This is a genomic window from Rhizobium sp. PP-F2F-G48 (genome assembly GCF_004342335.1).
Taxonomy (GTDB): Bacteria; Pseudomonadota; Alphaproteobacteria; order Rhizobiales; family Rhizobiaceae; genus Ferranicluibacter.
The window spans coordinates 160,547-180,887 of record NZ_SLVH01000005.1 but is presented as its reverse complement, the minus strand read 5'-3'; the positions used below and the strand labels follow the sequence as shown (position 1 = coordinate 180,887).

Genomic DNA, 20,341 nt, shown 5'->3' with positions numbered 1-20,341 from the left:
CGACTGTTAGAATGGACGAGATCATGTGTTTCTCGCCAAGGATGCCGCAGTCATGAACAAGATCGTTCGCGAGCATTATCCGGCGTCCCGGCTGCCGGAGGACCTGCGCACAGGCCTGCAAGGCGTCGAGCACGTGCGTGTCGTCATCGAAACCGTGGACGATCGGCCGGCCGACGTGCTGGACGAGCCGGCACTGACCCCTATCCCCGCCGACAACTCCGTCAGCGGCGCGCAGATGCTGGAAGATCTGAAGGTCTACAAAGCCAAGCACGGCGCCACCACGTCGGAGGAGGAGGCTGTCAGCCGAATCCGCAAGTTACGCGACGAATGGGACGATGAATGACGGGTGCAGCGAGGATCTATCTCGACACCAATACGCTCATCTATGCCGTCGAAGATATCTCCGAACGGGCGGCGCTTCTGAATGCGCTTCTCGACGCATCGGTTCGGCACACCTCCGCTTTCCTGGCCACAAGCGAACTGTCGCTGGCCGAGCTTCTGGTCAAGCCCCTGCGCGCCGGCCAGGATGATCTCGTAAAGCGATACCATGTCCTCATTCGCACCAGCGATTGGCTGGATGTCTATCCCGTGAGCCGTCAGGTCCTCGTTCGCGCTGGCGACATCCGTGCGGGCAGCAGACTGAAACTGCCCGATGCCATCCATCTGGCGACGGCACAGTTGGTCGGTTGTACGCACCTGCTTACAGGCGATGCCGGCTTTGCCTCCGTTCCCGCTGTCGCGGATCTCAAAGGCCACGCGCCGATCGTCGTCCGCCCCGACATCCCCACGCTCACCACCCTTCTGGAATCGCTTTCCCCATGACCGAACCGCTGCTTTCCGTGCGCGATCTCTCCGTTGCCTTCCACCAGGGCGGCAAGACCTCTCTGGCGGTCGATCGGGTGTCGTTCGACATCGCGAAGGGCGAGGTGGTAGCGCTGGTCGGCGAGTCCGGTTCCGGCAAGTCGGTCTCGGCCAATTCGATCCTAAAGCTCCTGCCATATCCCGCCGCGAGCCATCCGAGCGGGGAGATCCTGTTCAACGGCCGCGACCTCCTGAGGATCGGCGATGCCGACCTCAGAGATGTGCGCGGCAACGACATCACGATGATCTTCCAGGAGCCGATGACCTCGCTCAATCCGCTCCATTCGATCGAGCGGCAGATCGCCGAGATCCTCGACCTCCACCAGGGCATCAAGCCGGCGCAGGCGCGGCCGCGCGTGCTGGAGCTTCTGCACCAGGTCGGTATCCGCGAGCCGGAAAAGCGCCTGAAGGCCTATCCGCACGAGCTTTCGGGCGGCCAGCGCCAGCGCGTGATGATCGCCATGGCGCTCGCCAACCGGCCGGAGCTGCTGATCGCCGACGAGCCGACGACCGCGCTCGACGTGACCGTGCAGGCCCAGATCCTCGAGCTTCTGAAACAATTGAAGGACGCGCATGGCATGTCCATGCTGTTCATCACCCACGATCTCGGCATCGTCCGCAAGATCGCCGACCGCGTCTGCGTCATGACGAAGGGACAGATCGTGGAGACGGGGCCGACGGCCGAGATCTTCGACAATCCGCAACACGCCTATACCCGCCATCTCCTGGCCTCCGAGCCGCGCGGCGAGCCGCCGGCCTCCGACGAGACGAAGCCCATCGTCATCGAGGCGAAGGACATGAAGGTCTGGTTTCCGATCAAGGCGGGTTTTCTGCGCAAGACGGTGGATCACGTGAAGGCGGTCGACGGGATCGACCTGACGCTGCGCGCCGGCCAGACGCTCGGCGTCGTCGGAGAATCCGGTTCCGGCAAGACGACGCTCGGCCTCGCGCTCACCCGGCTCATCGGGTCGCAGGGACGCATCGGCTTCGAGGGGCGGAACATCGAGGGCTACTCCTTCAGCCAGATGCGGCCGCTGCGCCGGCGCATGCAGATCGTCTTCCAGGATCCCTTCGGCTCGCTCAGCCCGCGCATGGCGGTCTCCGATATCATCGGCGAGGGGTTGCAGGTGCACGAGCCGGCGCTGTCGGCACGGGAGCGCGATGCGCGCGTGGCCGAAGCGCTGGACGAGGTGGGGCTCGACGCTGCGACGCGCTGGCGCTATCCGCACGAGTTTTCGGGAGGACAGCGCCAGCGCATCGCGATCGCGCGCGCCATGGTGCTGAAACCCCAGTTCGTCATGCTGGACGAGCCGACCTCGGCGCTCGACATGAGCGTGCAGGCCCAGGTGGTCGATCTCCTGCGCGACCTTCAGGCCCGCCACGGCCTCGCCTATCTCTTCATCAGCCACGACCTGAAGGTCGTCAGGGCGCTGGCGAACGACATGATCGTCATGCGGCTCGGCAAGGTCGTGGAGAAGGGGCCGGCCGAAGCGATTTTCACGGCCCCGCGCGAGGACTATACCAAGGCCCTCATGGCGGCAGCCTTCGATCTCAAGGCCGTGCCCGTTCCCGCCGCGCGCCCGTAGACGGCCGCCCAGAAGACCCGATCAGCCGGACACCATCATGCCTCCCAAAGCCGCTCCCGTCGTTATCGACCTGAAGTTCAACCCGGACGAGGTGACGGCGGCACTTGCCGATGCCTTTCCCGGCCGCGACGTCGTCAACCGCGCCGATCCCGCCCAGGCCGGACGCGATCTCGCGCAGGCCCGCTACGCCGTCGTCTGGAAGTCGCAGCCCGACCTCTTCGCGCGGGCGCCGAACCTTGCAGCCGTCTTTTCCGGCGGCGCCGGCGTCGATCATGTTCTGACCCTGCCGGGTCTGCCGGATGTGCCGCTGGTCCGCTTCGTCGATCCGACGCTCACCACGCGCATGAGCGAATGGGTGGTGCTGCAATGCCTGCTGCATCTGCGCCAGCACGGGCGCTATGCGGGACAGGCGCAGCGCGGGGCATGGGCCGAACTTCCGCAGCCGGAAGCGCGAGACCTCACCGTCGGCGTCATGGGCCTCGGCGTGCTCGGGCAGGATGCGGCGCGCAAATTGCAGACCCTGGGGTTTACCGTGACCGGCTGGTCCCGCCGGAAAAAGACGCTCGACGGGATCGAGACCTATGACGAGCGCGGCCTCGACGCCTTTCTCGCCCGCACGGACATCCTCGTCGGGCTGCTGCCGCTGACGGCGGAGACGCGGGGCCTGTACGATGCGACGCTTTTTGCAAAGCTCAGCCGCAAGGGGCCGTTCGGCGCACCGGTCTTCATCAATGCCGGGCGGGGCGGCAGCCAGGTGGAGGCAGATATCATCGCGGCGCTCCGCTCCGGCGGGCTGCACGGCGCCTCGCTCGACGTCTTCTCCACCGAGCCGCTGGAAGCCGATAGTCCGCTATGGACGCTTCCGAACTGCATCGTGACGCCGCACGCCGCGGCGGCCTCCGATGTCAAGGCGCTCTTCCGGCATGTGGAAGCGCAGATCGAACGCCACGAGGCGGGACTGCCCTTCGAGCATCTGGTCGATCGAACAGCCGGCTATTGATCGTGTCGCTTTACATCCCGTCGACCGGGCGGCGGAAGGCGGTGGGCTGGTCGTAGAGCCAGCCGATCCGCTCGATGGATTCGGTCAGGCCTTCGCGGGCGACCGTCATCGTGTTGCCATTGGCATGGATCAGCGTCGCCTCGTCCTCCATGATCGCGACATGGCCCTTCCAGAAGACGAGGTCGCCGCGGCGCAGTTCGTCGCGGGCGATCTCCCGGCCTAGCGACATCGCCTGCATGTCGGTGTCGCGCGGCGCGCTGACGCCGGTCATCATCAGCGACAATTGCACGAGGCCCGAGCAATCGATGCCGAAGCCGGAGCGCCCGCCCCAGAGATAGGGCGTTTCGAGGAAGCGGGCGGCGATGGCGACGTAATCGCGTGGGTACGCCTCGCCGACCGGCGCGCAGTGGCCCGCGACGACGGCCTGTCCGTTGTCGAGCAGGAAATAGCGCGTGCCGCGCGTGCTGCGCTCGTCGATCGCGGTGATGCGGCTGCCCATCGACAGGGCCTGCACGGTGGGGAAGCGCAGATCCGGCCCGGAATAGACGAAGGTGCGTGGCGCCGTGATAATGTGCGTCGGGCTCTTCTGGATGCTGACGACGGCGAAATCCGGGATATAGCCGACATAGCTGTCGGCATCCGCCTTGACCCAGGCCCAGCCGTGCGAGGTGTCGAGCACGCGCACGGTTTCGCCGATCAGCAGTTCGGTGTCCGTGCCGCAGCCGAGATCCGGCTCGGCCCGCAGGGGCATCACCGGCACGCAGCAGACGGCGGAAGAGCCGGCGGTATAGGCAAGCGCATCGACATGGCCGCGCAGGCCTTCCTCCGCGAGATCCGGGCGATAGGCATGAAGCCTGCGGTCGAAGGAATGGGTCATCATGCTCACATGGCCGGAGGTCTGGGACGGAGGACTGGAAAGAGATCCTAGAGGGACAGTCTACGACCGCGATCAATGATCAGATCGCCGAGTTTTTCAAGATAGAGCGCGCCGGTGACGGTGCGTTTGATGACGACGTTGCGCCGGTCGCGCGCGTCGCGCACCCGCTCCACCAGCCCGCGCTCGCCCATCGTGTCCAGCGCCCGCGTGATGACAGGCTTGGTAACGCCGAGCGTGGCGGCGAGACCGCGCACCGTATGCGGCGGCGGCACGAGGTAGATGTGGAGCAGGATGGCCATCTGCCGCAGCGTCAGGTCGCCGGTCTCGATGCGAACCTGATCGAGCGAGACCGTATGCCAGAGCGTCAGTGCCTGCGTTGCGGACAGTTCGACCGGCATGATCCCTCCGGGTCCATCGGAAAACAGGATCCAACTTGTCCCGGAAAATCGTTACGGAAGCGTTCTCGTTTTCACGGTCTCGGCCCAATACGGTGCAGGCGTCGCGCGATCCGGTCGAGATGGGCGCGGCGCCGGGCGTCCGTCGCCCGGTCCATGTCGTGCAGCGACAGCATCGTGAAGTCCACGCCCCGGGCGCAGAACGGCGCGATGCCGCGCTTGAGCAGGCGGCGGACGGGATCGCCCATGACGAGGCGGGCGATCCACCAGGGCGAGCCGGTGGTCGTATAGGCATGGAGCAGGCGGATGTTGGTCAGCTTGCGCACGATCCGCCCGCCCGCCGCGTCATGGGTGAAGGCGATGCCCGGCGCGAAGACGCGGTCGAAGAAGCCCTTGAGGATGGCCGGGAAATTGAACCACCATTGCGGAAAGACGAGGATCAGCCCGTCGGCCGCAGACAGGCGCTGGACGATCGGACCGACGCCGGTGCTGTCGTAGGGGTCGTCGAAATAACCGCGGCGCTCGGCCCGGCTCAGGCGCGGGTCGAAATCCTCCGCATAGAGATCGAGACGATCGACGCTGTGGCCCTGCGCTTCCAGCGCCCGCGTCGCGGTGTCGGCCACCCCGGCGGCAAAGCTGTCCGGCAGGGGATGGGCGAGCACGAGAAGGAAATGCATCGGAGACCCCTTAAAACCGTTCGTCGTCGCATCGGCCTGGTGGAGACCGGCCCGGCCGTCGCTTCCGAACGCTAGAACAGACTGCCCTGCTTGGCCGGTTCCGCGCCGCCACGCTTGCGCGGCCTGGGCGGCGTGCCCTCGGTGGTGATGGCGCCGACGGAGCCGTCGGCAAATTGCAGGGCCACGGACTGGCCGCTGGAAAGCGCGGCCGCGGCCTTGACCGGGGCGCCGTCCGCATCCCGCACGATCGCATAGCCGCGGGCCAGCACGTTCTGGTAGGAGAGCGACTGCAGCACCCGGTCCTGCGCGGAGACCGCGCTGCGGGCGCGGCGCAGATCGGCGATGACGGCGGCATCGGCGCGGCCCGACAGGCCTTTCAGCCGATCGCCCGAGCGATGGATCTGCGAGAGCAGCCGCACGGGCAGGCCGCGCAGGGCCGCATCCGCCGAGGTCACCCGCGAGCCGGCCCGCGCGATCAGCCGCTCGACATTGCGTTCGGCCCGCACCATCCGCTCCGAAAGCCGCTGGCGGCGATCGTTGATCCGGGCGGTGAGGAGATCGGGACGCAGATGCGCGCCGACGCGTTCATAGCTGCGGCGCTTGTCGGCGGTGTTGCCGATCAGTCCGCGCACCAGCCCGGACGCCGCCTCGTCGAAGCGGCGGCGGGGAAGGGCGAGCACCTGGTCGAGCGAGGGCAGCGCGCGGGCGAGCGCGCGCAGCGATTGCCGGCGGTTGTCCATGTGCCGGCCGGCCGCGTTGCGCAGGCGGGCGGTGAGCGCCGACAGCGTCGCCTCGAGATCGGCCCGCACCGGCACCGCCATTTCCGCGGCCCCCGTCGGCGTCGGCGCGCGCCGGTCGGCCGCATGGTCGATCAGCGTCCAGTCGGTCTCGTGCCCCACGGCCGAGATCAGCGGGATATCGGAGGCCGCCGCGGCCCGCACCACGGCCTCATCGTTGAAGCCCCAGAGGTCTTCGAGACTGCCGCCGCCGCGCGCGACGATCAGCACGTCCGGCCGCGCGACCGGACCGCCGGGCTCCAGCGCGTTGAAGCCGCGAATGGCGGCGGCCACCGCGTCGCCCGACCCTTCGCCCTGCACCTTGACCGGCCAGACGACGACATGCACCGGAAAGCGATCGGCAATGCGGTGGAGGATATCGCGGATGACGGCGCCGGTCGGCGAGGTCACCACGCCGATGACGCGCGGCATGAAGGGCAGGAGCTGCTTGCGGCTTTCCTCGAACAGGCCTTCGGCGGCGAGCTTGCGCCGGCGCTCCTCCAGAAGCGCCATCAGCGCGCCGGCACCGGCCGGCTCCAGCGTCTCGATCATGATCTGGTACTTGGACGAGCCCGGAAAGGTGGTGACCTTGCCGACCGCGATGACCTCCATGCCCTCTTCGGGCTTGAAGCGCAGCTTGCCCATCGTGCCCTTCCAGACCACGGCATCGATGCGGGCACGGTCGTCCTTCAGCCCGAAATAGGCATGGCCCGAGGAATGCGGACCGCGATAGCCGCAGATCTCGCCGCGCACGCGCACCTGGTCGAAGGCCTGCTCCATCGTCCGCTTGATCGAGCCGGACAGCTCGGAAACGGAATATTCCCACAGGTTTGACGGCGAATCGGCATCGAAGGAAAAGCTCATGCCGCCATTCTGACGCGCGGCGGCGTCGATGACCAGACGCCGCGTTCGAGCGAAGAATTCCGGTGCCGGTTTTCCCCGCCTCTTCCGGCTGCGGCATCCTGTCGGAACAAGACCGTCAACAACCGGAAAAAAAGGACCGCAGCACCATGACCGACCGTTACGCCCACACGGCAGACTCGCTTTCGAGCCCCGCCACGCATGCCTTCGCCATCACGCCCGCCGATGCGCTCGATCTGCCCGAGACGACGCGGGCGATCTTCGTCGGCTCCGGCGGCGCGATCGCGCTGCGCATGCAGTCCGGCGCGCTCGTCACGCTCGCCGGCGTTCCCCAGGGCACGCTCCTGCCGCTGCGGGCCGACCGCATTCTTGCGTCCGGCACCACGGCATCGGGTCTTGTCGGGCTCGTCTGAGCCTCAGACGGCTTCCCAGCCGTCCTTGTCGCTGGCGCGGTAGATCGCGTCGATGAAGGCCTGGTTGGCGCGCGAGTTTTCGAGCGTCACCACGGCATCCTCTCCCCCCGTGGCCGCGCGTGAAAAGGCTTCGGCCTGAAGCTTGTACTGGCGCGTGTCCTGAAAGCGGAAAAGCTGGGACTGGCTGTGGTTCTGGTTAGTCAGGACCACTTCCTGGCGGCCGTAGCGCTCGGCATTGAAGGGGGAGGTCACCTCGATCACGCCCTCTTCGCCGTGGAACACCATGACCTGACGCGCGGCGAGCTGAGTCGAGATGTAGAAGGACAGCTCGAACCCGCCAAAATCGGCCCGCACGCTCGAATAGATATCGGTGCCGAAGGTCGCATCCCGCTCGGTGGTCGCCTGCACGCGCTGCGGCTCGATGCCGGTGGAGAAACGGGTGGCCATGGTCGGGTAGACGCCGATGTCGGGAAGCCCGCCGCCGCCGAGCGCCGGAATATTGCGCATGTTCGCCGGGTCGCGGTTGAAATAGGTGAAGGCGCCCTGCACATGCCGCAGCCGGCCGATCGCCCCTTCGGCAAGCAGCGCCCGCACCTTGTGCCAGACGGGGCTGTAGGTGATCATATAGGCTTCCGAGATCAGCACGCCCGTGCGGTCCCGCGCCTCGATCAGCCGGTCGATCTCCTGCGCCTTGAGCGCGATCGGCTTTTCGCAGAGCACGTGCTTGCCGGCTTCCGCAGCCCGGATCGACCATTCGACATGCTGGGCGGTCGGCAGGGGAATGTAGACGGCATCGATCACGTCGGAGGCGAGCATCTCCTCATAGCTCGCAAAGGCGTGCGGCACGGAAAACCGGTCGGCCATCTCCCGCGCCCGGGCACCATCGCGGCTGGCAATGGCGGTGACGACGCAATTTTCCGCGTCCTGAATGGCGGGGACGACCGCGTCGCGACCGATCTTGGCGGTCGACAGAATTCCGAACCTCAACATAACCTGCTTCTCCCTGATGTTGCGCCTGACGAGACCCTTTTCTGTGAACACGGGTTCACGGCAAAGGGTCTCGTCCTTGTTGACTGCATGTCGTCCGCGCGAAACCGCGGCACACATTTGCGCGACATGCTTATGCCATGGCACGGACGGACTGTCTGTCTCGCGACCCGGACATGACCCCGCTTCCCCCATGTTTCTGGTTTGGCTTTCCGAAGGCCCGTCGCACCTTTTGGCCGGCCGGCCCTGTCAGGCGGCATCACGGGGGCCTATGTCGAAGGCTGGGCTGCGGCCCCGAACCCCTTTTATCCGAGACCAAACCGGAGAGTTTCCATGGAAAAGAGAAATCTGGGCCGTACGGGGCTGTCGATCGCGCCGCTGGTGTTCGGGGGCAACGTGTTCGGCTGGACCGCCGACGAGACGACGTCCTTCCGCCTGCTCGACGCCTTCTTCGATGCCGGTTTCAACGCCATCGACACGGCCGACGTCTATTCCGCCTGGGCACCGGGCAACAAGGGCGGCGAGTCCGAGACGATCATCGGCAAATGGCTGCGCCAGACCAAGCGCCCGCGCGACGAGGTCGTGATCATCACCAAGGTCGGCTCCGACATGGGCGAGGGGCGCAAGGGCCTGTCGGAAAAGTGGATTTCCAAGGCCGTCGACGATTCGCTGCTGCGCCTCAACACCGATCATATCGATCTCTACCTCTCGCACTGGCCGGATGCCGACACGCCGTACGAGGAGACGCTCGGCGCCTATGAGGCGCTGGTGAAAAAGGGCAAGATCCGCGCCATCGGCGCCTCCAACCTCGATGCCGGCCAGCTGCGCCAGTCGCTCGACGTCGCCAGGGACAAAGGCCTGCCGCGCTACGACGTTCTCCAGCCGGAATACAATCTCTACGACCGGTCGGGCTTCGACGGCGCGCTGCGCAATCTCTGCATCGCCGAGGAGATCGGCGTCATTACCTATTACAGCCTCGCCTCCGGCTTCCTCTCGGGCAAGTACCGCTCGCACAAGGACCTCGAAGGCAAGGTGCGCGGCAAGGGCGTGGAGAAATATCTCGACGGCCGCGGCATGCGCATTCTCGGTGCGCTGGACGAGATCGCGGCGGAAAAGCACGGGACGCAGGCCGAAATCGCACTGGCCTGGATCATGGCCCGCCGCGGCGTGACCGCCCCGATCGCGAGTGCCACGAGCCTCGACCAGCTGCAGAGCCTGACGAAGGCGGCCGAGATCGATCTCTCGGACGAGGATTGCCAGCGGCTGAACGAGGCGAGCGAATAGGGAAGCTCGCCTCCACGTCCTCCGTCGTTCCGGCCTCAAGCCGGAATGGCGTCCGGCCTCCGCGAGATGAGAAAGAGGTCCCTGACCTGCCGGACGTCAGGTCGCGCGATTCCAGGTCGAGCCCGCCTTCAAACCTCGACAGAAACGATCGCCAGAACGGGGCTTCTCAAAAACGCACCCTCATCCTGCTGCGTAAGCTGCGGCCCCAGACAACTCTCGGTGCCGCCGCACGTCAAAATGCCGAAACCGGATTATATCCGCTGTTCAGAAGCGTGCGCGCACCACTCAATATAAAGGCGTCATCGGCCGTCTTCCCATCAGCGTTCGCCTTGATGAATTTGACGATCGTGTTGTAAGTCTCCTTGACTCCTTTCCAATCAACGCTTTCGATCGTCTGGATGTCCGCCTCTGAAACCGCACGCTTTTTATATCCGGCAGCCGTGCCCACACCCAGCATCGACTTGAGAATGGAGTTCGAACCGACAACGACTCCTCCGAGGTATAACTGGATGAGTGGGTATCCTAGGATGGATGTGCGCACGCCCTGACGTCCATCATAATTCACCTGGTTGTCTTTCAGGTGGCACCATTTTTCACCGACGGTCGGGACAATTTGAAGCAGCAAGAGACCCGTTTTATCAGCTGGCGAACCTGCTCCCATTTCATTGAAATCTTCGACGTTTTCAATTTTTCTGATTGGCCTATCTAGAGCCGACAGGGATTCGTATATTTTCCCAAGGTCGTCTTTGATGATGTACGCTATCAGATTATCAAGGTCTCGCAGATCAGCGACGAAATTTGTTCTAGGCATACTCCATACTCCATACTCCGTTTAATTATATGGAGCGAACGTTGTCGGCGCCCAATGTTTGTTGAGACCGTCCAGGGCCTTCACCTCTCTTGGGACGGAAGTAAGACCATCCGCCTTCCGTCTTCACAGCAATTTCTGGACGCTGTCCTCCACCCGCGATGATCGTGCCTCCTTCCGAAACAACCTTTTAGAGGCCGTTGACCTGCCGGCAGGCCTCTCTAAGCTGATGCTTTCGGCGCACTCGGGATAAGGAATGACAGCAATGGCAAAAGAGATCTTCGTTTCCTACGGCATCGATGTGGATGCCGTCGCGGGGTGGCTCGGTTCCTATGGCGGGGAGGACAGTCCCTGCGATATCTCGCGCGGCGTCTTTGCCGGCAAGGTCGGCAGCGTCCGCCTGCTGAAGATGTTTGAGGCCTGGGGCATCCGGACCACCTGGTTCATTCCCGGCCATTCCATCGAGACCTTCTGGGACGAGATGAAGGCCGTGGCCGACGCAGGCCACGAGATCGGCATGCATGGCTACAGCCACGAGAACCCGATCGCCATGACGCCGGAGCAGGAAGAGGCGATCTTCGACAAATGCGTCGATCTGATCACCCAGCTCTCGGGCAAGCCGCCGCGCGGCTATGTCGCGCCCTGGTGGGAGTTCGGTTCCAAGACCAATGCCCTGCTCAAGGAAAAGGGCATCCTCTACGACCACTCCCTGATGCACAACGACCACTTCCCCTATTATGTCACCGTGGGCGACGAATGGACGAAGATCGACTATTCGCAGCATCCCTCCACCTGGATGAAGCCCTATGTGGCGGGCCCCGAGACGGACCTGATCGAGATCCCCGCTTCCTGGAACCTCGACGATCTCCCGCCGATGATGTTCATCAAGGCCGCGCCCAACAGCCACGGCTTCGTCAGCCCGCGCGATCTGGAGCAGCAGTGGCTCGACCAGTTCGAATGGGTCTACGAGAATTACGACTATGCCGTCTTCCCGATCACCATCCATCCCGATGTTTCCGGCCGGCCGCATGTCCTGAAGATGCACGAACGGCTGTTCGAGACGCTGAAGGGCTACGAGGGCGTAAAATTCGTGACGATGGAGGAGATCGCGCAGGATTTCGCCACGCGCTTCCCCCGCTCGGGCACGGAGCGGCCGAAGCCCTGACATGTGCGGCCTCTGCGGTGCCTTCGCCAATGCCGACCACTGGAGCCAGGGTGGCGACGTCGCCCTCGCCATGCCGGCGGCCGAGCGCATGCGGCAGGCGGCGGCCGCCAACCGGGTGCTGGCGGCGCGCGGCCTGAAGCTGTCGGTCTGGGCCGACCGTTTCGTGCTGCGCGGCGCGACGGGCCGCAGCGTCGTGGTCGATCATCTCGGCGCCCTGTGGCCGGCGGCCGACAGCCTCGGCGTCCGGTTCGATCCGCTCGACGCCGCCGTCATCCTGCGGCTGGAAGACGGCCGCGCATGACGCGGGACGTGATCACCGCCAACATCCTGACCGGCTTTCTCGGAGCCGGCAAGACGACGCTTCTCAACCGGCTGCTGTCCGGCCCGGACCTTGCGGACACCGCCGTGATCATCAACGAATTCGGCGATATCGGCCTCGATCATCTTCTGGTCGAGACGGTCGATGGCGATATCGTGCTGTTGAAAAGCGGCTGCGTCTGCTGCACCGTTCGCGGCGACCTGAAGGATGCGGTGCTCTCATTGTTCGAGCGCCGCGCCCGTGGCGACATTCCGCCCTTCCGCCGCCTGATCATCGAAACGACGGGGCTCGCCGACCCCGCGCCGATCATCGCCACGCTCGCCGCCGACATGATGCTCAAGTATCATTTCGCCATCGGCAATGTCGTCACCGTCATCGACGTGCCGAACGGCCTGCACAATCTTAACGCCTTCGAGGAAGCATCGCGGCAGGTGGCGCTCGCCGATCGCATCGTCCTCACCAAGACGGATCTCGCCTTGACGCCGGCGTGCGAGGCGCTGCGCCGGGCGGTGGAGGCGATCAACCCCGCGGCCATCGTGACGACAAGCGCGGAGAGCGGCAAGGAGAGCAACGGGGAGAGAAACGGGGAGAGCGACGACGTGGCGGCACTGCTGACGCAGGATATTCACGATCTCGCATCCCGCCCCGCGGAGGCGCGGCGCTGGGTGGCATCCGCCCGGCATGGAGATCATCTCCATGCGATCCCGGACCGCAACCGCCATGGCGATATCCGGGCGATCTCGCTGACGATCGATCGCCCCATCGGCTGGGCCCGTTTTTCGCTCTGGCTGTCGCTCCTGGTTCACCGCCACGGCACGCGCATTCTGCGGCTGAAAGGCATCCTCGATATCGAGGGTGCCACGTCGCCCGTCGTGGTGCACGGCGTCCAGCACCTGATCCATCCGCCGTTTCATCTGGCCGCGTGGCCGTGCGAGAAGGCCAGCCTGCTGGTGCTCATCACCGACGGCGATCTCGGCGATCTCCAGCGCTCGTTCACCGCCTTTGTGGGTCTGCCGGCGGACGCTCGGGCCGGGATTGCGGAGGGGTCTTGATGCGGTCGCTAGACCGGCAGCGTGCTTTGAGTGACAGACAGCTGTAGCGCCGCAAAAAAAGCCTCCGGCAAAGCGCGTTCGCCGGAGGCTTGCAGTCGTTTTGCCGGAAAGCGTTATCCGCGCAGCACGCCGCCGGTGGTCTTGGTGACGTTGGCGACGATCTTGGCGGTGAGGGTTTCGAAATCCTCGTCGGTCAGCGTGCGGTCGGCCGGCTGGATGACGACCTCGACGGCGACCGACTTCTTGGCCTCGCCGAGGGAGGCGCCCTCGAAGACGTCGAAGACGGTGACGCCCGTGACCAGCTTGCGATCGGCACCCGAGGCCGCCTTGACGATGGCGGCGGCCTCGACCGTGCGATCCACCACGAAGGCGAAGTCGCGCTTCACCGCCTGGAACGGCGAAAGCTCGAGGGCCGGCTTGGTGCGGGTCGCCTTCTTCTTCGGCTCGGGCAGGGCATCCACGAACACTTCGAAGCCGGCGAGCGCGCCCGAGACATCGAGCGCCTCCAGCGTCTTCGGATGGAACTCGCCGAAGACGCCGAGCGTGATCTTCGGGCCGTATTTGATGGTGCCGGACCGGCCAGGATGGAACCAGGCGGGCGCGCCGGCCTCGATCTGTACATTGGCCATGGGTACGCCGCAGGCTTCGAGCACGGCCAGCGCATCGGCCTTGGCGTCGTAGACATCCACCGGCTTGCCGCCGCCGCTTCTCGCATTCGACCAGGCGCGGCCGGCGCCGGCAAGCCCAGCCGTGCCGCGGCGGATGCCACCCGCAACGCGCCGCTGGCCTTCCGGCCGGTCGTTCTCATAGGTCCCGGAGACCTCGAAGATCGCGACGTCGCCATAGCCCTTGTCGGCATTGCGCTGCGCGGCCGTGAGAAGGCCGGGCAGCAGCGAGGGCCGCATGTCCGACATGTCGGCCGCAATCGGGTTCGACAGCGCCAGCGCCGGAGCGCCGCCGCCAAAGAGGGTCGCCTGGGCCTTGGGGATGAAGGACCAGGTGACGGCCTCCAGCATGCCGCGGGCGGCGAGCGCCCGCTTGGCCAGCCGCGTGCGGATCTGCAGCGGCGTGAGGATGCGCGTGTTGACCGAGACGTCGCGCGCCAGCGGGACGGGGCGGATGTGATCGACGCCGTGGATGCGCATGACCTCCTCGACGAGGTCCGCCTTGCCGTCCACATCCGGTCGCCAGGAGGGCACCGTCACGCTGAACCGTCCATCGTCCGCGCCGTTCGAAACGCCGAAGCCGAGACCGCGCAGGATCGCGACGCTCTCCTCGGCGCCGACCTCCAGCCCCGTCAGGCGCTTGACCTCGGAGACCGGGAAATCGATGGTCTTCGCATCGGTCTTCGGCCCCTGCACGATATAGGCCTCGGCCGGCGTGCCGCCGCAGAGCTCCAGCACGAGTTCCGTCGTGCGGTCGAGCCCGGGCACCATATAGGCCGGATCGACGCCGCGCTCGAAACGATACCGCGCATCGGTGATGATCCCGAGGCTGCGGCCGGTGCGGGCGATGTTCATCGGGTCCCAGAGCGCCGATTCGATCAGCACCTCGGTGGTGGTCTCGTCGCAGCCGGAATGCTCGCCGCCCATCACGCCGCCGATCGATTCCAGACCGTTCTCGTCGGCGATGACGACGGTGTTGGGCGTCAGCGTATAAGTGCGCTGGTCGAGCGCCAGGATGGTCTCGCCTTCGGCGGCGCGGCGCACCGTGAGATGACCCTTGACCTTGGCGGCATCGAAGACGTGCATCGGCCGACCCATGTCGAAGGTCATGTAGTTGGTGATGTCGACCAGCGCGTTGATGGGGCGCAGGCCGATGGCGAGCAGCCGCTTCTGCATCCAGGCGGGGCTCGGCCCGTTCTTGACGCCGCGCACGAGGCGCAACGCGAAGCCGGGGCAGAGATGCGCCTGGGCACCGAGGTCGAGGCGGACCTCGACCGGGGTCTTGCCGTCCGTCGGGAACGTGGGCGCGGGCCGCGTCTTCAGCATGCCGATGCCGGAGGCCGCAAGATCGCGGGCGATGCCGTGGATGCTGGTGCAATCCGGCCGGTTCGGCGTCAGGTTGATCTCGATGATCGGATCGTCGAGCCCGGCATAGGCGGCGAAGCTCGACCCCACGGGCGCATCCGCCGGCAGGTCGATGATGCCGTCATGGCTGTCGGAGATCTGCAGCTCGCGCTCCGAGCACATCATGCCCCGGCTTTCGACGCCGCGAATGGTGCCGACGGACAGCGTCACGTCGATCCCCGGAACATAGGCGCCCGGCGCCGCGAAGGCCCCGATAAGGCCCGCGCGGGCATTGGGCGCACCGCAGACGACCTGAACCGGCTGACCGGCGCCGGTATCGACCATGAGCACTTTCAGCTTGTCGGCCTGGGGGTGCTTTTCGGCGGTGAGGACCTTGGCGATCACGAACGGCCGGAACGCCGCCTTGTCGTCGATATGCTCGACCTCGAGCCCGATCGCCGTCAGCCGCGTGCAGATCTCGTCGAGCGAAGCGTCGGTTTCAAGGTGGTCCTTGAGCCAGGAGAGGGTGAATTTCATGCCATGTTTCCTTCGCGACCGGTCCCGGCCCGGATATCAAGAATTCTTGCTTGCCTTAACATGCGCCGCCAGCACGGCGTTGATCCGGCTCTGCCAGCCCGGCCCTGTGCGGCGAAAATGCTCCACGACGTCCTGGTTGAGCCTGAGCCCGATCCGTTCCTTGACCGGCGCCTTCTGCGGGCCGCGCTCGCCGCGAGTCCGGAAGACGTTTGCCAGCTCTGGAAAATCCGATGCCGGGCGCGTGTGAGCCATCATGTCGGCGGTCAATTCGGGAATGTCCTCGCCATGCGCGATTTCATACGCGTCCAGCGTGATCGTTCCGGCATCGACATCAGCCAGCGTCGGGCGCTTGGGATTTTCCTTTTTCGTAGACGTCGCGTTCGCGGTCATTGATCTTCCTCATCGAAATGATGCGCATCCTGCCGTTTCTGGGAGTCCAGCAAAGTCGGCAGAGAACGCCATCCAGATAGCCCGTCAAATTATACCGGACCTCCCCGTAGTCACGCCGTCGATCCAGGTCGATGACGATGCTTTCCGGGTCGAAATAGACGGCGTCGGCAAAATCCAACCCTCGTTCCCGAAGGGTTCTCTGTCGCTTATCTTCGTCCCACTCCAGGTCCATGATTTACCACACATCTTAATTTGTGGCCACGAAATAATCACCCGCTCAACCCACCGAACAGCGTCGGCATGTCGAGTGGGCGGAAGCCGTAGTGGGACATCCAGCGGACGTCGGCGTCGAAGAAGTTGCGCAGGTCCGGCATGCCGTATTTCAGCATGGCGATGCGGTCGAGGCCCATGCCCCAGGCAAAGCCCTGGTAGACGTCGGGATCGAGACCGCCGGCGCGCAGCACGTTGGGGTGCACCATGCCGCAGCCGAGGATCTCCATCCAGTCGGTGCCCTCGCCGAACTTGACGATCGGACCCGACGAGCGGTCGCACTGGATATCGACCTCGAAGCTCGGCTCGGTGAAGGGGAAGAACGAGGGGCGAAAGCGCATGGTGACGCTGTCGACCTCGAAGAAGGCCTTGCAGAATTCTTCCAGCACCCAGCGCAGGTTGGCGACATCCGCCTTGGTGTCGACCACGAGGCCTTCGACCTGGTGGAACATCGGCGAATGCGTCGCGTCGGAATCCTGCCGGTAGGTCTTGCCGGGGATGATGATGCGGATCGGCGGGCTCGATGCCTCCATGGTGCGCACCTGCACGGGTGAGGTGTGCGTGCGCAGCACCTTGCGCGCACCGCTCTCGTCCGGCGGGAAGAAGAACGTATCGTGCATTTCGCGCGCCGGGTGGCCTTCCGGGAAATTCAGCGCGGTGAAATTATAGTAATCCGTCTCGATATCCGGGCCTTCGGCGATCGAGAAACCCATGTCGGCGAAGATCGCGGTGATCTCGTCGGTGATCTGGCTGATCGGATGGATCCGGCCACGCTCGGCCGGCGAGGCGCGCACCGGCAGCGTCACGTCGACGGTCTCGCGCGCCAGCCGCTCGGCGATCGCCGCATCCTTGAGCTCCGCCTTGCGGGCAGAGATCGCATCCCCGACGACGGTCTTCAGCGCGTTGATCGCCGCGCCGCGGGTCTGGCGCTCTTCCGGGCTCATCGTGCCCAGCGTCTTCAGCAGTTCGGAAATCGAGCCCTTCTTGCCGAGCGCGGAGAGGCGCACCGCCTCGATCGCGGCCTCGCTGTCGGCAGAGGCGATCTCGCCGAGAAGAGTGCTTTGCAAAGTGTCGAGATCGCTCATTCGTCTTCAGCCTTCGTCTTCTGGCGTGTCGATGGGACGTGTTCAAAAACGGAAAAACCCGCGCTAGCCTGCCAGCGCGGGTTTCCCAAAGTCTTCAGTCGTCAGGGAAGCGCTGGCTTACTTGACCGCGCTTTCAAACTCGTTCTTCGTGCCGGCGTCCTTGAGGTAGGACAGGGCGTTCTTGGAGGCTTCAATGAGCGCGCCGAAGGCAGCGGCTTCATGGATGGCCATGTCCGAGAGAACCTTGCGGTCGACTTCGATGCCGGCCTTGTTCAGGCCGTCGATGAAGCGGCCATAGGTCAGGCCATGCTCGCGGACGGCAGCGTTGATACGCTGGATCCAGAGCGCGCGGAAGTTGCGCTTGTTGACCTTGCGGTCGCGGTAGGCGAACTGCTTGGAACGATCGACGGCAGCCTTGGCTGCACGGATGGTGTTCTTGCGGCGGCCGTAGAAGCCCTTGGCTGCCTTCAGAACCTTCTTATGCTTTGCATGAGCGGCTACGCCGCGCTTTACACGTGCCATGGTATGATCTCCTTAAAATCCAAAAGTGCCAGACGTCTCAGAGACCGTTGGGCAGGTAGTTCTTGATGACCTTCTTGCCATCGGGCTCGGCCAGCACCATCGTGCCGCGGGCGTCGCGAATGAACTTGTTGGACCGCTTGATCATGCCGTGGCGCTTGCCGGCGGCAGCCGCTACGACCTTGCCGGTCGCGGTGATCTTGAACCGCTTCTTGGCAGAGGACTTCGTCTTCATCTTGGGCATTTTGCTACTCCATTCTGATTATGTGAGGTGACTGACGAGGTCGCCTCGAGCGTAAAAGAACGGCCACGGCATGCCCTGCCGGACCGTTCGGACGGCGGCTTATAACCGCAGGACGGGTAAAGAGCAACAGTCCGGCTCCGGGATTCTCACAGGCGGGCGCGTCCGCGCGCCAGAAACGGCAGGATCAGCGACAGTCCGGTGCCGACGAGGGCGGACACGACGACCAGCAGGTGCGCGTTGACGCTGGCGCTGGCCAGGATCTCCAGCGCTTGCGGCGCCCGCGACGCCCCGAGTGCGGCCGCACCGGCCGCAATGCCGGCGGGATAGGTGCCAACACCGGCCGGCGCATGCACGGGAAGGATCGAGGAGATCTCGCCGCCCAAAGCGCCGCCGATGCTCGCTGCAAGCGGACCGACGCCCATCAGGGCCAGTACCCAGGCGAGCACCGCCACCTTGACGCCCCAGTTGACGATGGTGAGCAGCCAGGCACGGCCGAAGGCGCCGAGATCGGCCGGGATGCCGGCATCAATATCATCGACCAGCCGCGACAGCCGCGCGGCAAGCTTGCGCCTTGCAAAGGCGACGAGGCGTGCGCGCAGGAAGAAGAGGAGGAGAGGCAGGACGAGGAACAGCGCCCAGAGCACGCCTGCGACAAGGGGGCGTGTCGCGGTTGCCACGAGCCCGATGCCGCCCGAAGCCAGAAGCGCGTGGAGATCGAGCAGGCGCAGCACGAGCAGCGACGCGGCGCCGCGCGCCAGCGGAATGCCGAATTCCGAGCGCATCAGCAGGGGAAAGCTGGTCTCCCCGGTGCGCAGCGGCATCATGATGTTCAAGAGATTGTGGATCTGCGTCACCCGGAAGAGCGCGATGAACCGGCCCTTCGTCTCATCGCGAAAGTAATCCTGAATGCGGTGCGTGCGGATGAAATAGGTGGCGACAAGCAGCGCCAGCGCCATCCCTCCGGTGCCGGCCCCCACCTTCTGCCAGCGGGACAGGATCTCGCCCCACCCCAGGAACCACTGGAGAAAGCCGGCATAGAGGCCGATGACGCCCAGCGTAATGAAAGGTGCGCGGTTACGCATTTGGAAGGGCTGCATATTCCGGGACCTCGGGTGCCCTCAACGGTAAGCTATCACAGACACGAGGATTGCTCTCGGTAAGTGTCTGATATAACGGAAGCCCCGGGAAAACCAGATATCTCCGGAGCATCACGTGCGGGAAACCTCTTCAGAAACTGAGTTCATCGCCGAGAGCGCGGCCCTCGTTGCGCCTGAGGTCGAGCTTTCTGTCCTTATCCCTGTCTTCAACGAGGAAGACAATATCGTGCCCTTGTTCGACCGCATCTGCGATGCGTTGAAGGACTTTGGTAAGCCATGGGAATTGATCATCGTCGATGACGGTTCCACCGACGCGACGCTCCTCAACTGCCGCAAGCAGATGGACCGACCGGGCCTCGATCTCCGGATCATCGCGTTCCAGCGCAATTTCGGCCAGGCGGCAGGCATTCAGGCCGGCATGGACGCGGCGCGCGGCCGGCTTCTCGTCACGCTCGACGGCGATCTCCAGAACGACCCGTTCGACATTCCGAACATGATCGAGGTGCTGGAAGAGCGCGAACTCGATCTTCTGTGCGGCTGGCGCAAGACGCGGCAGGACGGTCTCGTGCTGCGGCTCATTCCCTCCTGGATCGCCAACCGGCTGATCCGGAGAATCACCGGCGTCCATATCCACGACTATGGCTGCGGCCTGAAACTCTACCGCACCGAAATCCTGAAACACGTGCTGATCATCGGCGGCATGCACCGTTTCATTCCCGCCTGGGTCGCCAATGTGGTGCCGACGTCGCGCATCGGCGAAATGGTGGTCGATCATCATCCGCGGCAGTTCGGCACCTCGAAATACGGGATTTCCCGCACGTTCAAGGTGGTGCTGGATCTTCTGTCCGTCATGTTCTTCATGCGCTTCCGCCAGCGGCCGGCACAGTTTTTCGGCTCGATCGGGCTGATGTTCGGCGGCGCGAGCGCCCTGATGTTCGTCTATCTCGCCTGGGCCAAGTTCATCCTCGGACAGGATATCGGAACGCGGCCGATGTTCACCACCGCCTTCATGCTGTTCATCGCCGCCGTACAGATGGTCACCACCGGCGTGCTTGCGGAAATGCTCGTCCGGACCTCGGGAAGCGAGGCGAGCTATATCGTCCGGAAGGTCTACGAACGGGGCCGCTGA

General features: G+C 64.9%; 23 protein-coding genes. 10 read left to right on the top strand and 13 right to left on the bottom strand.

The window, feature by feature from the left end; all coding sequences use genetic code 11:
* Positions 1-52 precede the first annotated feature (52 nt).
* From C8J36_RS13975 to C8J36_RS13960, 4 genes are read left to right on the top strand one after another with little or no spacing between them, the layout of a single operon-like run.
* Positions 53-343 carry a hypothetical protein gene (locus tag C8J36_RS13975; RefSeq protein ID WP_132535724.1) on the top strand — a complete coding sequence of 97 codons (291 nt, stop codon included), beginning with the start codon at positions 53-55 and terminating at the stop codon, positions 341-343.
* Positions 340-822, top strand: coding sequence for a PIN domain-containing protein (locus C8J36_RS13970; protein WP_132535722.1), 483 nt, complete (start codon positions 340-342; stop codon positions 820-822). Before C8J36_RS13975 ends, C8J36_RS13970 begins: the two co-directional genes overlap by 4 nt.
* On the top strand, positions 819-2,447 hold the full coding sequence (locus C8J36_RS13965) for an ABC transporter ATP-binding protein (protein ID WP_132535720.1): 1,629 nt from the start codon (positions 819-821) through the stop codon (positions 2,445-2,447). Before C8J36_RS13970 ends, C8J36_RS13965 begins: the two co-directional genes overlap by 4 nt.
* 37 nt (positions 2,448-2,484) lie before the next feature.
* Positions 2,485-3,447, top strand: coding sequence for a glyoxylate/hydroxypyruvate reductase A (locus tag C8J36_RS13960; RefSeq protein WP_132535718.1), 963 nt, complete (start codon positions 2,485-2,487; stop codon positions 3,445-3,447).
* 10 nt (positions 3,448-3,457) lie between these two features.
* Here the strand turns inward: C8J36_RS13960 and C8J36_RS13955 are convergent, their stop codons facing one another.
* The 4 genes from C8J36_RS13955 to xseA all read right to left on the bottom strand — a co-directional run bounded on the left by C8J36_RS13955 (position 3,458) and on the right by xseA (position 7,036).
* On the bottom strand, positions 3,458-4,324 hold the full coding sequence (locus C8J36_RS13955) for an NlpC/P60 family protein (RefSeq protein ID WP_132535935.1): 867 nt from the start codon (positions 4,322-4,324) through the stop codon (positions 3,458-3,460).
* 47 nt (positions 4,325-4,371) lie between these two features.
* On the bottom strand, positions 4,372-4,722 hold the full coding sequence (locus tag C8J36_RS13950; RefSeq protein ID WP_062595435.1) for a MarR family winged helix-turn-helix transcriptional regulator: 351 nt from the start codon (positions 4,720-4,722) through the stop codon (positions 4,372-4,374).
* A 71-nt stretch (positions 4,723-4,793) separates the two neighbouring features.
* Positions 4,794-5,396 (bottom strand): NAD(P)H-dependent oxidoreductase, encoded by a 603-nt coding sequence (locus C8J36_RS13945; protein WP_132535716.1) that lies wholly within the window; start codon positions 5,394-5,396, stop codon positions 4,794-4,796.
* Positions 5,397-5,467: 71 nt separating this feature from the next.
* Positions 5,468-7,036, bottom strand: coding sequence for an exodeoxyribonuclease VII large subunit (gene xseA, locus C8J36_RS13940; RefSeq protein ID WP_132535714.1), 1,569 nt, complete (start codon positions 7,034-7,036; stop codon positions 5,468-5,470).
* A gap of 146 nt (positions 7,037-7,182) precedes the next feature.
* On the opposite strand from xseA, the gene C8J36_RS13935 reads away from it, so the two are divergent.
* Complete coding sequence (locus C8J36_RS13935) at positions 7,183-7,446, top strand: hypothetical protein (RefSeq protein ID WP_132535712.1); 264 nt, start codon at positions 7,183-7,185, stop codon at positions 7,444-7,446.
* Positions 7,447-7,449: 3 nt separating this feature from the next.
* Here the strand turns inward: C8J36_RS13935 and C8J36_RS13930 are convergent, their stop codons facing one another.
* A complete protein-coding gene (locus tag C8J36_RS13930; protein WP_062595431.1) occupies positions 7,450-8,436 on the bottom strand; it encodes a Gfo/Idh/MocA family oxidoreductase in 987 nt (328 codons plus the stop codon).
* A 330-nt stretch (positions 8,437-8,766) separates the two neighbouring features.
* Between C8J36_RS13930 and C8J36_RS13925 the strand changes: the two genes are divergently transcribed.
* Entirely contained in the window at positions 8,767-9,717 is a 951-nt protein-coding gene (locus C8J36_RS13925) for an aldo/keto reductase (protein WP_132535710.1), read from the top strand.
* Positions 9,718-9,949: 232 nt separating this feature from the next.
* Here C8J36_RS13925 and C8J36_RS13920 read toward each other — a convergent pair whose 3' ends face one another.
* Complete coding sequence (locus C8J36_RS13920; protein WP_132535708.1) at positions 9,950-10,528, bottom strand: hypothetical protein; 579 nt, start codon at positions 10,526-10,528, stop codon at positions 9,950-9,952.
* A gap of 262 nt (positions 10,529-10,790) precedes the next feature.
* Between C8J36_RS13920 and C8J36_RS13915 the strand changes: the two genes are divergently transcribed.
* From C8J36_RS13915 to C8J36_RS13905, 3 genes are read left to right on the top strand one after another with little or no spacing between them, the layout of a single operon-like run.
* Positions 10,791-11,690: a polysaccharide deacetylase gene (locus C8J36_RS13915; RefSeq protein ID WP_132535706.1), complete on the top strand. Its 900-nt coding sequence runs from the start codon at positions 10,791-10,793 to the stop codon at positions 11,688-11,690.
* Position 11,691: 1 nt separating this feature from the next.
* Positions 11,692-11,991: a hypothetical protein gene (locus C8J36_RS13910; protein WP_132535704.1), complete on the top strand. Its 300-nt coding sequence runs from the start codon at positions 11,692-11,694 to the stop codon at positions 11,989-11,991.
* Positions 11,988-13,061: a GTP-binding protein gene (locus C8J36_RS13905; protein WP_132535702.1), complete on the top strand. Its 1,074-nt coding sequence runs from the start codon at positions 11,988-11,990 to the stop codon at positions 13,059-13,061. The genes C8J36_RS13910 and C8J36_RS13905 overlap by 4 nt, the downstream gene beginning before the upstream one ends.
* Positions 13,062-13,174: 113 nt before the next feature.
* Here the strand turns inward: C8J36_RS13905 and pheT are convergent, their stop codons facing one another.
* The 7 genes from pheT to C8J36_RS13870 all read right to left on the bottom strand — a co-directional run bounded on the left by pheT (position 13,175) and on the right by C8J36_RS13870 (position 19,197).
* Positions 13,175-15,607, bottom strand: coding sequence for a phenylalanine--tRNA ligase subunit beta (gene pheT / locus C8J36_RS13900; protein ID WP_132535700.1), 2,433 nt, complete (start codon positions 15,605-15,607; stop codon positions 13,175-13,177).
* A 36-nt stretch (positions 15,608-15,643) separates the two neighbouring features.
* Positions 15,644-15,997, bottom strand: a complete 354-nt coding sequence (locus tag C8J36_RS13895; RefSeq protein WP_082477221.1) for a BrnA antitoxin family protein — start codon at positions 15,995-15,997, stop codon at positions 15,644-15,646.
* Complete coding sequence (locus C8J36_RS13890; RefSeq protein WP_245506558.1) at positions 15,939-16,175, bottom strand: BrnT family toxin; 237 nt, start codon at positions 16,173-16,175, stop codon at positions 15,939-15,941. The genes C8J36_RS13895 and C8J36_RS13890 overlap by 59 nt, the downstream gene beginning before the upstream one ends.
* Before the next feature lie 91 nt (positions 16,176-16,266).
* Positions 16,267-17,352, bottom strand: coding sequence for a phenylalanine--tRNA ligase subunit alpha (gene pheS, locus C8J36_RS13885; RefSeq protein WP_132535696.1), 1,086 nt, complete (start codon positions 17,350-17,352; stop codon positions 16,267-16,269).
* A 117-nt stretch (positions 17,353-17,469) separates the two neighbouring features.
* A complete protein-coding gene (rplT, locus tag C8J36_RS13880; protein WP_062595423.1) occupies positions 17,470-17,874 on the bottom strand; it encodes a 50S ribosomal protein L20 in 405 nt (134 codons plus the stop codon).
* Between the two features lie 37 nt (positions 17,875-17,911).
* A complete protein-coding gene (rpmI, locus tag C8J36_RS13875; RefSeq protein WP_029620731.1) occupies positions 17,912-18,115 on the bottom strand; it encodes a 50S ribosomal protein L35 in 204 nt (67 codons plus the stop codon).
* 146 nt (positions 18,116-18,261) lie between these two features.
* A complete protein-coding gene (locus C8J36_RS13870; protein ID WP_132535694.1) occupies positions 18,262-19,197 on the bottom strand; it encodes a lysylphosphatidylglycerol synthase domain-containing protein in 936 nt (311 codons plus the stop codon).
* Positions 19,198-19,357: 160 nt separating this feature from the next.
* Here C8J36_RS13870 and C8J36_RS13865 point away from each other — a divergent pair, with 160 nt between their 5' ends.
* Entirely contained in the window at positions 19,358-20,341 is a 984-nt protein-coding gene (locus C8J36_RS13865) for a glycosyltransferase family 2 protein (RefSeq protein ID WP_062595602.1), read from the top strand.

Coding starts and splice junctions, on each gene's coding strand:
- pheT (WP_132535700.1), bottom strand. CDS start 15,607: ATGAAATTCACCCTCTCCTGGCTCAAGGACCACCTTGAAACCGACGCT.
- C8J36_RS13945 (WP_132535716.1), bottom strand. CDS start 5,396: ATGCATTTCCTTCTCGTGCTCGCCCATCCCCTGCCGGACAGCTTTGCC.
- C8J36_RS13910 (WP_132535704.1), top strand. CDS start 11,692: ATGTGCGGCCTCTGCGGTGCCTTCGCCAATGCCGACCACTGGAGCCAG.
- C8J36_RS13905 (WP_132535702.1), top strand. CDS start 11,988: ATGACGCGGGACGTGATCACCGCCAACATCCTGACCGGCTTTCTCGGA.
- C8J36_RS13970 (WP_132535722.1), top strand. CDS start 340: ATGACGGGTGCAGCGAGGATCTATCTCGACACCAATACGCTCATCTAT.
- rplT (WP_062595423.1), bottom strand. CDS start 17,874: ATGGCACGTGTAAAGCGCGGCGTAGCCGCTCATGCAAAGCATAAGAAG.
- C8J36_RS13960 (WP_132535718.1), top strand. CDS start 2,485: ATGCCTCCCAAAGCCGCTCCCGTCGTTATCGACCTGAAGTTCAACCCG.
- C8J36_RS13915 (WP_132535706.1), top strand. CDS start 10,791: ATGGCAAAAGAGATCTTCGTTTCCTACGGCATCGATGTGGATGCCGTC.
- C8J36_RS13955 (WP_132535935.1), bottom strand. CDS start 4,324: ATGACCCATTCCTTCGACCGCAGGCTTCATGCCTATCGCCCGGATCTC.
- C8J36_RS13950 (WP_062595435.1), bottom strand. CDS start 4,722: ATGCCGGTCGAACTGTCCGCAACGCAGGCACTGACGCTCTGGCATACG.
- C8J36_RS13925 (WP_132535710.1), top strand. CDS start 8,767: ATGGAAAAGAGAAATCTGGGCCGTACGGGGCTGTCGATCGCGCCGCTG.
- C8J36_RS13920 (WP_132535708.1), bottom strand. CDS start 10,528: ATGCCTAGAACAAATTTCGTCGCTGATCTGCGAGACCTTGATAATCTG.
- C8J36_RS13930 (WP_062595431.1), bottom strand. CDS start 8,436: ATGTTGAGGTTCGGAATTCTGTCGACCGCCAAGATCGGTCGCGACGCG.
- C8J36_RS13975 (WP_132535724.1), top strand. CDS start 53: ATGAACAAGATCGTTCGCGAGCATTATCCGGCGTCCCGGCTGCCGGAG.
- pheS (WP_132535696.1), bottom strand. CDS start 17,352: ATGAGCGATCTCGACACTTTGCAAAGCACTCTTCTCGGCGAGATCGCC.
- rpmI (WP_029620731.1), bottom strand. CDS start 18,115: ATGCCCAAGATGAAGACGAAGTCCTCTGCCAAGAAGCGGTTCAAGATC.
- xseA (WP_132535714.1), bottom strand. CDS start 7,036: ATGAGCTTTTCCTTCGATGCCGATTCGCCGTCAAACCTGTGGGAATAT.
- C8J36_RS13895 (WP_082477221.1), bottom strand. CDS start 15,997: ATGACCGCGAACGCGACGTCTACGAAAAAGGAAAATCCCAAGCGCCCG.
- C8J36_RS13935 (WP_132535712.1), top strand. CDS start 7,183: ATGACCGACCGTTACGCCCACACGGCAGACTCGCTTTCGAGCCCCGCC.
- C8J36_RS13870 (WP_132535694.1), bottom strand. CDS start 19,197: ATGCGTAACCGCGCACCTTTCATTACGCTGGGCGTCATCGGCCTCTAT.
- C8J36_RS13965 (WP_132535720.1), top strand. CDS start 819: ATGACCGAACCGCTGCTTTCCGTGCGCGATCTCTCCGTTGCCTTCCAC.